This is a genomic window from Ensifer adhaerens (assembly GCF_013283195.1).
In the GTDB taxonomy this organism is placed as follows: domain Bacteria; phylum Pseudomonadota; class Alphaproteobacteria; order Rhizobiales; family Rhizobiaceae; genus Ensifer; species Ensifer adhaerens_G.
In genome coordinates this window covers 297,811-314,527 of the sequence record NZ_JABEKT010000001.1, presented here as the reverse complement: position 1 = coordinate 314,527, position 16,717 = coordinate 297,811, and the positions used below count along the sequence as shown (strand labels likewise).

Genomic DNA, 16,717 nt, shown 5'->3' with positions numbered 1-16,717 from the left:
CATTCAAGCCATTGATTTTTATAGTTCGATATCTTTGAAGTTGCGGTATTTCGAACAACCTGAACACCTGGATGGATAGCCATGAGCGTCGACATCGGAAACCGGCTTCGTCACCTCAGGCTGATGCACAATCTGTCGCAGCGTGAACTGGCCAAACGGGCCGGTGTAACCAACTCGACGATTTCGCTGATCGAATCAAACGCGTCCAATCCTTCCGTCGGCGCACTGAAGCGCATCCTCGACGGCATTCCGATCGGGCTGGCGGAATTCTTCTCGTTCGAGCCGGAGCGACCGCGCAAGGCGTTCTATGCGGCGGAGGAATTGGTCGAGATCGGCAAGGGCCCGATCTCCTATCGCCAGATCGGCGAAAACCTCTTCGGCCGCAGCTTGCAGATCCTGAAGGAATGTTATCAGCCGGGCGCGGACACCGGAAAAGTACCGCTGGTGCATGACGGCGAGGAGGGCGGCATCGTGCTGTCGGGGCGCATAGAGGTGACCGTCGACGACGAGCGGCGGATTCTAGGGCCTGGGGATGCGTACTATTTCGAGAGCCGGCGGCCACACCGGTTTCGGTGTGTCGGGCCGGTGCCTTGCGAGGTGATCAGCGCCTGCACGCCGCCGACGTTTTGAGGGGAGGAGTTTGGAATTGCCCCTCATCCCGCTGCCGCAACATTCTCCCCGCAGGCGGGGCGAAGGGACATGCGGCGTGCTCCACGATCCCTCTCGAGCTTTATCGGGACGCAGCTATTTCCGCGCGCACCGGCGCTGACGTGAAAACCTGTTTATCCAGGGAAAGTGGGCCGCGGCTGCACGCTCGACGGTGTCCCCTCTCCCCGCAAGCGGGGAGAGGGCTAGGGTGAGGGGCGAATGCCGCGTTACGAAAGCCGCGCGCAGGCGTCGGCGATGCGCGTCAGCGCTTCCTTCAACTCCGCTTCCGATGTCGCATAGGAGATGCGGAAGAACGGTGACAGGCCGAAGGCAGAGCCGGGAACGACGGCGACGTGGGCATCGTCGAGCAGATAGGCGCAGAAGTCCGTGTCCGTCTCGATGGTCTTGCCCGAAGGCGTGACCTTGCCGAGCATGCCGGCGCAGCCGGAGAAGGTGTAGAAAGCCCCTTCCGGAACGCGGCAGTCGAGGCCGTCGATGGCGTTGAGGCCGGAGACGACGAGATCGCGGCGGCGCTGGAAGCTGGCCGTGCGTTCCTTGAGGAACTCCTGCGGGCCGGTCAGGGCAGCCACCGAAGCGGCCTGGCTGACGGACGAAGGGCAGGAGGTTGCCTGGCTCTGGACGACGGCCATCGCCTTGATCAGGTCGCGCGGGCCGCCGGCATAACCGATGCGCCAGCCGGTCATGGCATAGGCCTTGGAGACGCCGTTGACCGTCAGGGTGCGGTCTTTCAGGCGCGGCTCCAGCTGGGCGGGCGTAACGAAGCGGAAGCCGTCATAGACGATATGCTCGTACATGTCGTCGACCAGCAGCCACACATGCGGATGCCTGAGGAGCACGTCGAGCAGCGGCCGGTAGTCGTCGGCGCTGTAGGCGGCACCCGAAGGGTTGGACGGCGAGTTCAGGAGCACCCAGCGCGTCCTGGGCGTGATCGCCGCTTCGAGCTTGTCGGCGGTCAGGCGGAAGCCCGTGGCCGCGTCGCAGGGGATCAGCACCGGCTTGCCTTCGCAGATCTGGACGATATCCGAATAGGAGGTCCAGTAGGGCGTCGGGATGACGACTTCGTCGCCGGCATCGATCGTCGCCATCATGGCGTTGAACAGGATCTGCTTGGCGCCGGTGGCGACCGTGATCTCGTCCTGCTCGTAGGCAAGGCCGTTTTCGCGCTGGAACTTTTCGCGGATCGCCTTCTTCAGTTCCGGCGTGCCGTCGAGGGCGGTGTATTTGGTATCACCGCGCTTTATCGCCGCGCAGGCGGCATCCTTGACATAGTCGGGCGTGTCGAAGTCCGGTTCGCCGGCGCCCAGAATGATGACCGGCTTGCCGTCGCGCTTCATTGCTTGGGCGCGTGCGCCGATTTTCAGGATTTCGGATACCCCGATCGAGGAGATCCGCGAGGCGGGCTTGAAGCCCGCCTCCTTGACCGTTGCGTTGATGGTCATGGTCGATCCTACTCGATGTCGCCGGTTATTCGATGTCGAACGAAACGCCCTGCGCCAGCGGCAGAGCCTTCGAGTAGTTCACCGTGTTGGTGGCGCGGCGCATGTAGGCCTTCCAGGAATCGGAACCCGATTCGCGGCCACCGCCGGTTTCCTTTTCGCCACCGAAGGCGCCGCCGATTTCGGCGCCCGAGGTGCCGATGTTGACGTTGGCAATGCCGCAATCCGAGCCGTCGACCGCCAGGAAGAGTTCGGCTTCCTGCATGTCACGGGTGAAGATCGACGAGGACAGGCCGGCAGCGACCGCATTGTGGTCGGCAACGACGGCGTCGAAGTCGCTGTACTTCATGACGTAGAGGATCGGCGCGAAGGTTTCTTCGAGAACCGGACCGGCCTGCTTGGGCATTTCGACCATGGCAGGCTTGGCGTAGTAGCCGTTGGCATAGCCGAGTTCGACGCGTTCGCCGCCGGTGACGGTGCCGCCATGGGCCTTGGCTTCGCCGATCGCCTTCTGCATGCCGTCAAACGCAGCCTTGTCGACCAGCGGGCCGACGAGGGCGGTGGTTTCGAGCGGGTTGCCGACCGAGACGGAACCGTAAGCCTTCTTCAGGCGCGGAACGAGCTGGTCGTAGACGCTTTCGTGCACGAACAGTCGGCGCATGGTGGTGCAACGCTGGCCGGCGGTGCCCATGGCGCCGAAGGCGATGGCGCGCAGCGCCATGTCGAGATCGGCCGACGGGCAGACGATGCCGGCATTGTTGCCGCCGAGTTCGAGGATGGCGCGGGCAAAGCGCTTGGCAAGGCGCGGGCCGACGTCGCGACCCATGCGGGTCGAACCGGTTGCCGAAACCAGCGGCACCTTCGGGTTGTCGACCAGGACTTCACCGACGGTGCGGTCGCCGATCAGAACCTGCGACAGGCCTTCCGGCGCATCGCCGAAGCGGGCAAGCGCACGCTCGAAGATAGCCTGCGATGCAAGCGCGGTGAGCGGGGTCTTTTCCGACGGCTTCCAGACGACGGAGTTGCCGCAGACGAGCGCCAGCGCCGTGTTCCACGACCAGACGGCGACCGGGAAGTTGAAGGCGGAGATGACGCCGACGACGCCGAGCGGATGCCAGGTTTCCATCATGCGGTGGCCGGGACGCTCGGTGGCGATCGTCAGGCCGTAAAGCTGGCGGGACAGACCGACTGCGAAATCACAGATGTCGATCATTTCCTGGACTTCGCCGAGGCCTTCGGAGGTGATCTTGCCGGCTTCGATCGAAACCAGGCGGCCGAGGTCGGCCTTGAAGGTGCGCAGCTCTTCTCCGAGCAGGCGGATCAGTTCGCCGCGCTTGGGCGCCGGCACCAGGCGCCAGGCCTTGAAGGCTTCATGGGCCTTGTCGATCTTGGCGGCAGCTTCCGCGGCCGAAACCGTCTTCAGGCTGGCGATCTGCTCGCCGGTGACCGGGCTGAAGGACGGCATGTCGCCGCCGGTGTAGAGTTCCTTGACGACGCCCATCTTTTCGAGCAGCGCTGCTGCTTCCTTGGTGACGTCGATCTTCTTCGTTGCAATGTTCATGGTCTGACTCCCGTTTTCCTGTCTTAGATCATTGGTTAGAGCGGAATGTGGGCGGAAAAGCGCAAACACTTTTCCTCATTCCGCTCGGGCCTATCCGAAGCGCACGCTGCCGAGTTTCCCCGGCGAGGTGAGCGTCTTCAGGCCTGCGGCCATGTCCTTGAGTTTGTCGTTTGTATAAAGGTCGTAATAGGCCTGGTTGCGGCGGCCGATCGCATGTTCCGCGCTGAAACTGCCGTGATACTCCTCGACGGCCACGGCGAAAACCCATTCTCGCAAACGCGGCTCGAAAGTCGGATCGCCGAGAAGCGGACTGTCCTTCGCCACCACGAGATTGAAGTGTACACCACCATCGCCGATATGGCCGAAGTCGCAGACGGAGACGCCTGGAAACTTGTTCGGCATTTCCGCTTTCATATGGTCGCAGAAGGCCATGATGTCACCCCGGCGGAAGGAGACGTCGAAGGCGATCAGCTTGCCAAGGTGCTTCACACCCTCCGAAAGCGCGTGGCGCAGCGCCCAGATTTCATGCGGCGGACCGACGAAGGCGTCGGCAAGCGGTGCCGTCTCCATCTCCCAGATCTCTGCCAGCACGGTTTCGAGCACGGCGTCGAGCGACTGCTCGCCTTCGCGTGGTGCCCAGCTGCGGCTGATCTCGGCGAGGATCACGTAATCAGGCACATGCCCGCCCTGGAACGGGTTCTTCAGCGACGGCACATGCGCGAATGCCGCCTTGACGGCGTTGCTCGACATGCCCTCGAAGGCCGAGAGATAGGCGCCGAGCCGCTCTTCCATGGCGCGCAGCAGCGGCATCACATGGGCGCCGCTTGCCGGCACCAGTAGCGCCGTTGCCGTCTGTTGCGGCAGGCGCTCCAGATTGAGCACGCATTCGGTGATAATGCCGAAGGCGCCCGACGTGCCGACGAACAGCTGTTTCCAGTCGACGCCGGTGTTGTTCTTGCGCAGGTCACACTGAAGATCGAGCACGGTGCCGTCTTCATCGGCGAGAACGACGGTCATGCCCAGCACATTGCGGCGCACGTCGCCATATTTCAGGAAGCGCGAGCCGCCGGTGTTGGTTGCGATCATGCCGCCGACGCGCGGATCGGCACCGAGATCGATGGGGAAGAACAGGCCATGTTCTTCGAGCCGGCGATTGAGATCGGACAGCCGGAGCCCGGCATCGATGCGCACCGAACGGTTGTCGAGATCGAGCGCGAAGGTTTTCGTCAGGCGGTCGAGGCTTAGGATCGCTTCGCTGCCGGATGCGTCCGGGGTCGAGCCGGAGACCAGTCCGGTGTTGCCCGACTGCGGGATCAGGGCGATGCCGTGGCGCACGCAATAGGCAACGGTGGCCGAGGTTTCCTCTGTCGTTGCCGGGCGCAGAACGACCGAGGCCAGGCCGTGATCGTAGCGGGCGCCGGTCTCGTAGGCTTGCCTGTCTTCAGCGCGCGTGACCACACCCTTGTCGCCAAGGATGTCGGTCAGCGCGTCGATGTGTGCCTGTTCGATCATCGGGACGACATCATTCCGCAGCGATGGCTGCGGTCAAGGCCCGCAGGCAGCTTTCGATCGATGCCGCTTCGACGCCGGCATAATGATCGAACTCATTGAGCACGGTAGCGCCGAGGTCGATCTCGAAACGCTTCTGGTTCGGGCTTGCGACAAAGTCCTGCTGCGCGCCGTCGCCGAGATTGGACTGGAAGATGCCGGCGGCACTGACCGGCAGGAAGTCTTCATAGACGATGGCGTCGAACTGTACGAGTCCGTCGGCGATTAGCCTGTCGAGGTCGCGGCGTTCGGATATGCGTGTGATCTGGCCCCTCTCGGTCAACGAGTAGCTGAAATAGCCGAGACCGGCTTCGCGGATGCCTGCCCAGGTATCCGGGAAGCTTTCGAAGGCCTTGGCCAGTGCTGCTTCGTATTGCCGGGCGTTGGAGCCGTCGGCTGCGGGACGCACGATCTTGCGCGAGGCTTCCAGCAGCTCGTCATAAAGCGCGCGGCCCTTGGGGGTGAGCGCAATGCCGCGTTGCTCGATCTCGCCGAAGCGGGCGGTGTGCGAGCCGGCCTTCCACTCGCCGTCGGCATCGCGGTAGGACACGGCTTCTTCCAGCGCCTTGAACGAGGTCTGGCGAAGCAGGATCGGGCATTTGCGCGTCGGCGGTCCTTCGACGACGGCCTTCGGGGCGATACCATATTCCGGCATCAGCGCCTGGACCTGGTCGATATCCAGCGTGCGCGGCGTCAGGTGGTTGATGTGTGGGCCCTTGAACGACACGACGTCGGCAATCAGCCGGTGGGCGTCATGCAGGCGCTTGTACATGTCGGCGCTGACATTGGCCTTGTCGTGCCAGCGGAAGGTTTCCAGCACTTCGGAAACGAAGCGTTCGGCGTCGGCCTTGTCGAGGCCGCCGTCACGCTCGGCCTTTTCGGTGAGCTCGACTGCAACGGGGGTAAAGATCCGGCGCTCGGCAAGAATGGCGGCCGATTCAGCGCGCAGGCTCTCGTCGGCGATCAGGTCCAGGCGCAGAAGCGAGGTGAAGACGCGGAAGGGATTGCGCTTCAAGGCGGCGTCGCCGACCGGGCGGAAGGCGGTCGAATGCACCGGAACGCCGGCGGTCGACAGATCGTAGTAACCGACCGGGTACATGCCCATGACGGCGTAGACGCGGCGCATCATCGACAGTTCGGCAGGTGTTCCGAGGCGGATCGCGCCGTGGCGCTCCTCGGAGATGCGATCGAGCGAATCCGTCGCATCGAGGCGTTGCTTGAGGGCCGGATCGGCACTGAGCGTATCGTCGTTGACCTTGGCAACCAGCTCCATCAGCGTGCCGTAGGCCGGCACTTCTTCGCGGTACATGACCGACATGGCTGCGGAAAAGGCCGAACGGATGTCATCGGCGGATACGAAACTATTCTCTTTCACTGGGGCTCGCCTCGCGCTATGGGTGAAGGACAAGGTCATTCTCATTTCGGATCATATCTGAAGGAACTGGGCATTGATCGCGTTGCTTGTGACTATGTTGATGCGAGGCTGGAATGAAGTTAAGCCGCAGACTGGTTCCTGACGTTACGACGCTGCAGGCTTTCGAATGCGCGGCCCGGCACGGCAGCTTCACGCAGGCGGCCGCCGAGCTCAATCTCACCCAGAGCGCCGTCAGCCGGCAGATCAAGGATCTGGAAAACCAGCTCGGCGTGCTCCTGTTCGAGCGGGTGCGCCAGCGGGTCATTCTCTCCGAGGCCGGGCAGAAGTTCCTGCCCGAGGTTCGCCGCCTGCTCAACCAGACCGAAGAGCTGATGGTGCGGGCGATGGCCTCGGCGCGCGCCGATTCGACACTGTCGATCGCGTCGCTGCCGACCTTCGGCAGTCGCTGGCTGGTGCCGCGGCTGCCCGATTTCCTTCGCCAGCATCCCGACACGGTGGTCAATATCGCCTCGCGCTCGGCACCGTTCGATTTCGACGAGCAGAACTTCGACATCGCCATCCACTACGGCCAGCCGGTTTGGGCGCACGCGACCTGCAGCTATCTCTGCAGCGAGATCATCGTGCCGGCTGCGAGCCCGAAGCTGCTTGCCGCCAATCCGGTTTCGACATTGGAGGATATCGTCGGCGGTCCGCTCCTGCACCTGGCGACGCGGCCCAAGCTCTGGGCGCAATGGTTCGAGGCCAACGGCATGGACGGCCGCGGTGCTTATCGAGGCAATCGCTTCGATCAGTTTTCGATGGTGATCGAGGCGGCGACGGCCGGTCTCGGTTTCGCCTTGCTGCCCCGCTATCTGATCGAGCAGGAGCTGGCAGCGGGAACATTGCGCATCGTTCTCGACCGGCCGATGCAGACGGAGAACAGCTATTATCTCGCGGTTCCGGAAGGCAAACTCGAAAACCCGATCAGCCTCGCCTTCCGCGAATGGATCACCGAGCAGGTCGGCTAGGTTTTCCCTCCCTCGATCCTGTTTCGACGGATGGCCGGAACCTTCCTTATGCACTTCGCGTTTGGCGACGGACTGCTACCCAGAGATGCGCGGGGAAGGGGCAAAATTGAGAGATCGATTTGAGGGTGCCATCGGCGGGCGTGGATGCTTCCGTCTTCGCCCGATGGGAGTGTGCGCAATTCGTTCAAACTTGCGCCGTCGATCCTTGCAAGCTGTTGGCAGCACGGCTAAAAAATGCCACTTTCATGCATCACGCGGCCTTGAAAACCAATGCGCCGCCGGCTTTGCTTTCTCCGATGCCCAGTTCAAGGGCGGTGCCAGTTTCCGCCAGTTTCCGGTTCTCCGGAAAATGACGGCGGATGGGAGGACACATGACCGTGTCTAGCAACGCGCCGGCCAAGCCTGGAACCTCAGGACCGCAGCCAACCCGGCACAACAACGAGAGCCGGGCCGATCAACCCCGGTTGGATTCAGAACCAGCACCCATGCCCCTTCATAACACGCCGTCCTCCTCTTCTCGCGAACCGGAAGCGAAACAGATCGATTACAACGATTCGATCCGCTCGACCTTTTTCTCGATGGAGGATTTGCGGCAATGCGGCGAGACACTTGCGCTCAAGGGCGCACCGTCTCTGCCGGGCTTCTTCCCGTTCGAATTTCGTCCGCGCCACCGCGAGAATGAAAACGAAATCCTGAGGGTGTATCGGGCGACAGCGGCCGACGTCGAAGCGGGGGCGTCGATCACGCCGGCCGCCGAATGGTTGCTCGACAACCATCACGTGGTCGAGGAAGCCATCCAGGAAGTCCGTCGTGACTTCCCGCGCAAGTTCTATCGCCAGCTGCCGACGCTGTCGGTTTCCGGAACCGTCATTCCGCGCACCATGGCGCTTGCCTGGCTCTATGTCGCCCATACGCACAGCACGGTCTCGCGGGAAAGCATCACCGCGATGGTCGAGGGCTTCCAGAAGCACGACACTTTCAAGATCGGCGAACTGTGGGCTTTGCCCTCGATCCTGCGCTTCGTCCTGATCGAAAACCTCAGGCGCATCGCCATCCGCGTCGAGCGTTCGCGCGGCATGCGGCGCAAGGCCAACGACATCGCCGACCAGATCATCCGTCACAACGACCCGGAAAAGTGCCGGGCGCTACTTGCCGAATCCGAGGCGCTTGCGACCGACAATACCTTTGTTGCCCAGCTGCTCTACCGCATGCGCGATGGTTCGCAGACCTCCGGCTCGGTGATCGCCTGGATCGAGGAACAGCTCGAGAAGCGCGGCAGCGATGTCGAGGACGCGCTGGTCGCCGAGCAAAACCGCCTGTCGTCCGGCAATGCGACGATGAGCAACATCATCCGCAGCCTGCGCGAGATCGACGACACCGACTGGGCCGTCTGGTTCGAAAGCGTCAGCAAGATCGATGCGGCGCTGCGCGACGGCTCCGACTATGCTGCGCTCGAATTCGGCTCGCGCAACAAGTACCGCGACACGATCGAAAAGCTGGCGCGCCGCTCCGGCCACAGCGAATACGAAGTCACCCAGATCGCCATCGAGATGGTAAAGGAAGCGGAAGCGGCGGCGGCCGTCGAGCCGCAGCTTCAGGAGCCGAACGTCGGTTCCTTCCTCGTCGGCAAGCAGCGCAAGGCGCTCGAGCAGAAGATCGGCTACCGCCCGTCCCTGCTGCAGAGCATCATCCGCCTCAGCCGCAAGCTCGACTGGTTCGCGATCGCCGGGCCGAACATCCTGCTGACGATCCTCGCGATGTTCGCCGTCTATTCCTTCGTCAGCCCGATGGATATTCCGAACGGCGCAAAGCTGATCATGCTCTTGCTGTTTGCGCTGCCGGCATCGGAAGGCGCAATGGGACTGTTCAACACGCTGGTCACGCTCTTCGTCAAACCGTCGCGCCTGGTCGGCTACGAATTCCTCGAGGGCGTTCCGGAATATGCCCGTACGCTTGTCGTTGTGCCCTGCCTGATCTCAAAGCGCGATCATGTCGACGAGCTCGTGCGCAACCTCGAAGTCCACTACCTCGCCAACCCGCGCGGCGAGATCTATTTCGCGCTGCTGAGCGACTGGGTCGACAGCAAGCTCGAGGAAACGCCGGCTGATACCGACGTTCTCGACTACGCCCGGCGCGAGGTTGCCGAGCTTTCGGCGCGTTATGCCTATGACGGCAAGACCCGATTCTTCCTGCTTCACCGTCGCCGCCTGTTCAACGAGGCGGAAGGCGTGTGGATGGGCTGGGAGCGCAAGCGCGGCAAGCTGCATGAGCTGAACCTGCTCTTGCGCGGCGATCGCGACACCTCGTTCCTCCAGGGCGCCAACACCGTGCCGGAGAATGTCCAGTACGTCATGACGCTCGATGCCGACACACGCCTGATGCGCGATGCGGTGACGAAGCTCGTCGGCAAGATGTACCACCCGATCAACCGCCCGGTCGTCGACCCCGAGACGCAGAAGGTGATCGCCGGCTATAGCCTGCTGCAGCCGCGTGTGACGCCGTCGCTGACGACGGGCAGCGAGGCCTCTGCCTTCCAGCGCATCTTCTCCGCCAACCGCGGCATCGACCCTTACGTCTTCACCGTGTCCGACGTCTACCAGGACATCGCCGGCGAAGGCAGCTTTACCGGCAAGGGCCTCTATCACGTCGATGCCTTCGAGGCGGCACTCAAGGGCCGGATCGAGGAAAACGCCGTTCTCAGCCACGACCTGCTCGAAGGCTCTTATGTGCGCTGCGCGCTTGTGACCGACGTCGAGCTGGTCGAGGATTTCCCGACCCGCTACGAGGTCGAGATGTCGCGCCAACATCGCTGGGCTCGCGGCGACTGGCAGCTTTTGCCCTACATCTTCAATCCGTCGAACGGCCTGTCGATGCTCGGCCGCTGGAAGATGTACGACAACCTGCGCCGCTCGCTGATCCCCTGCGCATGGCTCGTCGCCTCCGTCATGGGCTGGTACTACATGCAGCCGACCGAGGCGCTGATCTGGCAGATCGTGCTGATCTTCAGCTTGTTCGTCGCCCCGACGCTGTCGCTGATCAATGGTCTCCTGCCACGGCGCAATGATATCGTCGCCCGCGCCCACCTTCATGCGGTGCTGACCGAAGTTCGAGCCGCCAACGCCCAGGTCGCCCTTCGCATCGTCTTCATCGCCCATGGCGCGGCGATGATGGGCGACGCCATCGTTCGCTCGCTCTATCGCACTTTTGTCAGCCGCAAGCTGATGCTGGAATGGCGCACCGCCGCCCAGGTGCAGAGTGCGGGACACGGAAGCATCGGCGACTATTACAAGGCGATGTGGATTGCGCCGGCGCTGTCGGCGATATCGCTGGCGCTGGCTGCCATTTCCGATACCGGCCTGCCCTTCATCGGCATCCCCTTTGCGCTCCTCTGGGCGCTGTCGCCCGCCGTCGCCTGGTTCGTCAGCCAGTCGGCTGAGACCGAGGACCAGCTGGTCGTTTCCGACGAAGCGATCGAGGAAATGCGCCTGATCGCACGGCGCACCTGGCGGTATTTCGAGACCTTCGTCACCGCCGAGCAAAACTTCCTGCCGCCGGACAATTTCCAGGAGACGCCGCAGCCCGTGCTGGCCGAGCGGACGTCGCCGACCAATATCGGCGTCTACCTGCTCTCGGTGATGTCGGCGCGCGACTTCGGCTGGATCGGCTTCGAAGAGACGATCACCCGCCTGGAGCAGACGATCGCCACCATCGACCGGATGCCGAAATACCGCGGGCATCTGTTCAACTGGTACCGCACCAACACGCTCGAAACGATGGAGCCGCGCTACATCTCGTCGGTCGACAGCGGCAACCTTGCCGGCCACCTGATCGCGGTGTCGTCGATGTGCCGGGAATGGGCGGAAGCGCCGTCTGCGCATGTCCAGGGTAGTCTCGACGGTATCGGCGACGTCGTCGCCATTCTCGCCGAGGTGCTGAAAGACCTGCCCGATGACCGCAAGACCGTTCGCCCGCTGCGTCGGTTGATCGAGGAACGCATCGTCGGCTTCCAGAACGCGCTGGCAGCGGTCAAGCGCGAGCATGAATTCGCATCGATCCGTGTGATCAACCTCGCCGTCCTGGCGCGCGACATGCACAAGCTGACCGTCAACCTCGACCACGAGGTGCGCACGGGCCAGAGCAGCGAAGTGACGAAATGGGCAAATGCGCTCGTCACCACCTGCGAAGCGCATATCGCCGATGGCGTGTTCGATCTCAGCGCCATCGAAGCGCTGCGCCAGCGATTGGTGGTTCTGAAGGACCGCGCCCGCGACATCGCCTTCTCGATGGATTTCGGCTTCCTGTTCCGGCCGGAACGCCGCCTGCTGTCGATCGGCTTCCGTGTCAACGCAAACGAGCTCGACGAGGCCTGCTACGACCTTCTGGCGTCCGAAGCGCGCCTCACGAGCCTGTTCGCCATCGCCAAGGGCGATCTGCCGACCGAGCACTGGTACAAGCTCGGCCGCCCGATCGTGCCGATCGGCGCGCGCGGCGCTCTGATCTCCTGGTCCGGCTCGATGTTCGAATATCTGATGCCGCCCCTGGTCATGCAGGAGCGCCAGGGCGGCATCCTGAACCAGACCAACAATCTGGTGGTCAAGGAGCAGATCAATCACGGTCGCCGCCTCGGGACGCCGTGGGGCATTTCGGAAGCGGCTTTCAATGCCCGCGACCATGAGCTGACCTACCAGTACACCAACTTCGGCGTGCCGACGCTCGGCCTCAAGCGTGGCCTCGGCCAGAACGCCGTCATTGCGCCCTATGCCTCGATCCTTGCCTGCATGTACGATCCGAAGGCGGCGCTCGCCAATCTCGGTCGGCTGCGCGAAGTCGGTGCGCTCGGTGTCTATGGCTTCCACGATGCCGTCGACTTCACCCCGACGCGCGTGCCCGAGGGGCAGAAATGCGCCGTCGTTCGCAACTACTATGCCCACCACCATGGCATGTCGATTGCAGCCGTCGCCAATGTTGTCTTCACCGGCAAGCTCAGGGAATGGTTCCACGCTGATCCGGTGATCGAAGCTGCCGAACTGCTGCTGCAGGAAAAGGCGCCGCGCGACATTCCGATCATGAACGCCAAGCGCGAGCCGGAATCGCTCGGCAAGGGCCAGGACGATCTGCTGCGTCCGGAAGTGCGGGTCATCGAGAACCCGCTCGCCCAGGACCGCGAAACCGTGTTCCTGTCGAACGGCCACTATGCAGTGATGCTGACGGCAACCGGTGCCGGGTATGCCCGCTGGAACGGCCAGTCGGTCACCCGCTGGAAGCCGGACCCGGTCGAAGACCGCACGGGCACGTTCATCTTCCTGCGCGATACGACGACGGGCGACTGGTGGTCGGCGACCTCGGAACCGCGGCGTGCCGTCGGCGAAAAGGTGCAGACGCGGTTCGGCGACGACAAGGCCGAGTTCGTCAAGACTGTCGGCGACCTCACCAGCGAGGTCGAGTGCATCGTCGCCACCGAGCATGATGCCGAGGGGCGCCGCGTCATCCTGCTCAACACGGGAACGCAGGACCGCTTCATCGAGGTGACGTCCTACGCCGAGCCGGTGCTTTCGACCGACGAAGCCGACAGCGCCCATCCCGTCTTCTCCAAGATGTTCCTGCACACGGAAATCAGCCGCCGCGGCGACGTCATCCATGTCAGCCGCAACAAGCGCAGCCCGAGTGATCCGGATATGGAGGTGGCGCATCTCGTCACCGACAATGCCGGCAGCGACCGCCCGACCGAAGCCGAGACCGATCGTCGCCGCTTCATCGGCCAAGGGCGCACGCTTGCCGAGGCCGCCGCCTTCGACACGGACGCGGTGCTTTCCGGAACCGATGGCTATACGCTCGACCCGATCATGTCGCTGCGTCGCGTCGTGCGCGTTCCAGCCGGCAAGAAGGTCAGCGTCGTCTTCTGGACGATCGCCGCGCCGAACCGCGAAGCCGTCGACCGTGCGATCGACCGTTACAGGCACACGGAAACCTTCAATCACGAGCTGATCCATGCCTGGACGCGCAGCCAGGTGCAGATGCGCCATGTCGGCGTCACCTCGCAGGAGGCGGCAAGCTTCCAGATGCTCGGCCGCTACCTTGTCTACCCCGACATGCACCTGCGCGCCGATACCGCGACGGTTCAGGCGGGGCTGGCGTCGCAGTCGACGCTTTGGCCGCTGGCGATCTCGGGAGACTTCCCGATCTTCTGCCTGCGCATCAATGACGACGGCGACCTTGGCATTGCCCGTGAGGCGCTGAGGGCGCAGGAGTATCTGCGCGCCCGCGGCATCACCGCCGACCTGGTGATCATCAACGAGCGGGCCTCGTCCTATGCGCAGGACATGCAGCACGCGCTCGATTCCATGTGCGAGAACCTGAGGCTCCGCGGACTTTCCGACGGGCCGCGCCAGCACATCTTCTCGGTGCGCCGCGACCTGATGGAAGCAGAGACCTGGTCGACGCTGCTGTCGGCCTCGCGCGCCGTCTTCCACGCCCGCAACGGCACGATCTCCGACCAGATCGCCCGTGCCAACTCGCTCTACTCGACGCCGCCGGTGAAGGGCAGCGACAGCAATGTCCCGTTGTTGGCAGCCCCGCTGCAGCCGGCGGATGCGGTCGACGCCGAGATCGTCGGCGACGGCCTCGACTTCTGGAACGGCTACGGTGGCTTTGCCGAAGGCGGGCGCGAATATGTCGTGCGCCTGCGTGGCGGCGAGGCGACACCCCAGCCGTGGATCAACGTCATCTCCAACGAGCAGTTCGGCTTCCATGTTTCTGCCGAAGGTGCGGCCTTCACCTGGAGCCGCAATTCGCGCGACTACCAGCTGACGCCCTGGGCCAACGACGTGGTCGTCAACCGTCCGGGCGAGGCGTTCTTCATCCGTGACATGGCGAGCGGCACGGTGCTGACCCCCTACGCTGCGTTGTCGCGCAGCCGGTCGGTCGTCTTCGAGACGCGCCATGGGCTCGGCTATTCGACTTTCCGCAGCACCCAGGACGATCTCGATATCGAGGCGACGCATACTGTCCATCGGACCCTGCCGGCTAAACTCGTGCGTATCTCGATCCGCAACCGCTCCACGGCTGCCCGCCAGCTCAAGGTCTACGGCCTCGCCGAATGGGTGCTCGGCAACAACCGCGCCCGCATGGCCCCGTTCGTCCTGTCGAAATGGGACGAAGCCTCGGATGCGCTGGTTGCCACCAACCCCTACAGCATCGACTATGCCGGTCGGTCGGCCTTCTTTGCCGTCGAGGGCGGTGAAGGGGTGAGCCATACGGCAAGCCGTCGCGAGTTCCTTGGACGGATCGGCGGCATTCTGGTGCCGCAGGCGGTTCTGGCTGGGGCCGAGCTCTCCGGCTCGATCGATGTCGATGGCGACGCCTGCGCGGCGCTCGCGACCGATCTCGTCATTGAGCCCGGCGCTGAAAAGCAGCTCACCTTCATTCTCGGCGATGCCGACAATGACGAGCAGATGCGCTCGGTGCTCGGCGAGCTGCGCCAGACCGCGTTCGACACGGTCATCGACGCAGCCAAGACTTTCTGGAGCGAGTTCACCGATATCGTGAAGGTGGACACGCCGGATGCGGCCTTCAACACCATGATCAACAACTGGCTGCCCTATCAGAGCCTCGGTTGCCGGATCATGGCGCGCTCGGCCTTCTACCAAGCGAGCGGCGCCTTCGGTTTCCGCGATCAGCTGCAGGATACGTTGGCGTTCCTCATCCATCGGCCGGAACTGGCGCGGGCGCAGATCCTCAACGCCGCTGCGCGACAGTTCGTCGAAGGCGACGTGCAGCATTGGTGGCTCCCGGGCACCGGTGCTGGTGTCCGTACGATGATCTCGGACGATGTCGTCTGGCTTGCCCATGCGGTCACGCATTATTGCGACGTCACAGGATCTGACGACATTCTGGGTGAGAAGATCGCCTTCATCACCGGTCCGGCACTCGAGGAAGGCCAGCACGACAGCTTCTACAAGCCGGAGATCTCCGACGAGATCGGCGACGTCTACGAGCATTGCGCTCGCGCACTCGATCTCGCGATTAAGCGTAGCGGCGAAAACGGGCTGCCGCTCATTCTCGGCGGTGACTGGAACGACGGCATGAACCGGGTCGGCATCGCCGGCCGCGGCACCAGCGTCTGGCTCGGCTGGTTCCTGGCGGGCACGTTGCGCGGCTTCCTGCCGTTTGCCCGCGAGCGCAAGGACAAGGCGCGCGTCGGACAATGGGAGACACATCTTGCTGCCTTGAAAAAGGTGCTCGATGAAGCCGGTTGGGATGGCGATTACTATCGTCGCGGCTACTACGATGATGGCGCGCCGCTCGGCTCTAGCGAAAGCGACGAATGCCGGATCGATTCGATCGGTCAGTCCTGGAGCGTGCTTTCGGGCGAGGGCGACGAACAGCGATCGCAACATGCGATGGATGCCGTGATGGCAGAACTCGTCGATCCCGACCGTCGCATCGTCCGGCTGTTCACCCCGCCGCTCGAAAGAACCAGGCAGGACCCGGGCTATATCAAGGCCTATCCGCCCGGCGTGCGCGAAAACGGCGGCCAGTATACCCATGCAGCAACTTGGGTGGCGTTGGCCTTTGCCGAACAGGGCCGGGCCGAGGAAGCCTGGCGCGTCTTCCAGATGCTGAACCCGGTCTCGCATGCCCTAAACCGAGAAGGCGCCGATCACTACCGTGTCGAGCCATATGTGGTTGCCGCCGATATCTACGGCGAAGGTGCGCTCGCTGGGCGCGGCGGCTGGACCTGGTATACCGGGTCGGCGGGCTGGCTCTACCGCGCCGGCGTCGAGGGCATTCTCGGCATTCGCCGGCAGGGCGAAAAGCTGGTGATCCGTCCGGTGCTGCCGGAGGCTTGGGATGGCTACTCGGCCGAGGTGACCCTGAACGGAAAGAAACACAGGATTTCGGTCAAGCGCGACGCGAAAAGCCGCCAGCCGATCGTCAGCATCAATAATAGTGTCACAAAAAACGCGCATGAAGGCATTTTGCTGTAACTGCCGGTACTGAATGAACGCTGAAACCGGCTTTGCACCCGAACGGGCAAGGCCGGTTTTTTCTTGCAGATTTGCCGGCGGGCGACCTCTTCACGAGGTCGCGTATCAATCGACGGCATCGGGACGTTCATTGG

General features: G+C 63.4%; 7 protein-coding genes. 3 read left to right on the top strand and 4 right to left on the bottom strand.

Annotated features, from left to right (window positions below; translation table 11 throughout):
* Nucleotides 1–81 precede the first annotated feature (81 nt).
* On the top strand, nt 82–630 hold the full coding sequence (locus LPJGGPFB_RS01460; protein ID WP_065794728.1) for a cupin domain-containing protein: 549 nt from the start codon (nt 82–84) through the stop codon (nt 628–630).
* A gap of 245 nt (nt 631–875) precedes the next feature.
* On the opposite strand, the gene LPJGGPFB_RS01455 is transcribed toward LPJGGPFB_RS01460, so the two are convergent.
* From LPJGGPFB_RS01455 to hglS, 4 genes are all read right to left on the bottom strand, one after another.
* A complete protein-coding gene (locus tag LPJGGPFB_RS01455; RefSeq protein ID WP_173418407.1) occupies nt 876–2,108 on the bottom strand; it encodes a pyridoxal phosphate-dependent aminotransferase in 1,233 nt (410 codons plus the stop codon).
* 25 nt (nt 2,109–2,133) lie between these two features.
* Nucleotides 2,134–3,666 (bottom strand): L-piperidine-6-carboxylate dehydrogenase, encoded by a 1,533-nt coding sequence (amaB, locus tag LPJGGPFB_RS01450; RefSeq protein ID WP_173418406.1) that lies wholly within the window; start codon nt 3,664–3,666, stop codon nt 2,134–2,136.
* A 90-nt stretch (nt 3,667–3,756) separates the two neighbouring features.
* A complete protein-coding gene (locus LPJGGPFB_RS01445; RefSeq protein WP_173418405.1) occupies nt 3,757–5,178 on the bottom strand; it encodes an FAD-binding oxidoreductase in 1,422 nt (473 codons plus the stop codon).
* A 10-nt stretch (nt 5,179–5,188) separates the two neighbouring features.
* The gene (gene hglS, locus LPJGGPFB_RS01440; RefSeq protein ID WP_173418404.1) at nt 5,189–6,589 is read right to left on the bottom strand and encodes a 2-oxoadipate dioxygenase/decarboxylase HglS; all 1,401 of its coding nucleotides are present in this window, start codon (nt 6,587–6,589) and stop codon (nt 5,189–5,191) included.
* A gap of 113 nt (nt 6,590–6,702) precedes the next feature.
* Between hglS and LPJGGPFB_RS01435 the strand changes: the two genes are divergently transcribed.
* Both LPJGGPFB_RS01435 and ndvB read left to right on the top strand, forming a co-directional pair.
* Nucleotides 6,703–7,596 carry a LysR family transcriptional regulator gene (locus tag LPJGGPFB_RS01435; RefSeq protein ID WP_173418403.1) on the top strand — a complete coding sequence of 298 codons (894 nt, stop codon included), beginning with the start codon at nt 6,703–6,705 and terminating at the stop codon, nt 7,594–7,596.
* A gap of 371 nt (nt 7,597–7,967) precedes the next feature.
* Complete coding sequence (gene ndvB, locus LPJGGPFB_RS01430; protein ID WP_173418402.1) at nt 7,968–16,583, top strand: cyclic beta-(1,2)-glucan synthase; 8,616 nt, start codon at nt 7,968–7,970, stop codon at nt 16,581–16,583.
* The last annotated feature ends 134 nt before the right edge of the window (nt 16,584–16,717 follow it).

Coding starts and splice junctions, on each gene's coding strand:
- LPJGGPFB_RS01460 (WP_065794728.1), top strand. CDS start 82: ATGAGCGTCGACATCGGAAACCGGCTTCGTCACCTCAGGCTGATGCAC.
- LPJGGPFB_RS01455 (WP_173418407.1), bottom strand. CDS start 2,108: ATGACCATCAACGCAACGGTCAAGGAGGCGGGCTTCAAGCCCGCCTCG.
- amaB (WP_173418406.1), bottom strand. CDS start 3,666: ATGAACATTGCAACGAAGAAGATCGACGTCACCAAGGAAGCAGCAGCG.
- LPJGGPFB_RS01445 (WP_173418405.1), bottom strand. CDS start 5,178: ATGATCGAACAGGCACACATCGACGCGCTGACCGACATCCTTGGCGAC.
- LPJGGPFB_RS01435 (WP_173418403.1), top strand. CDS start 6,703: ATGAAGTTAAGCCGCAGACTGGTTCCTGACGTTACGACGCTGCAGGCT.
- ndvB (WP_173418402.1), top strand. CDS start 7,968: ATGACCGTGTCTAGCAACGCGCCGGCCAAGCCTGGAACCTCAGGACCG.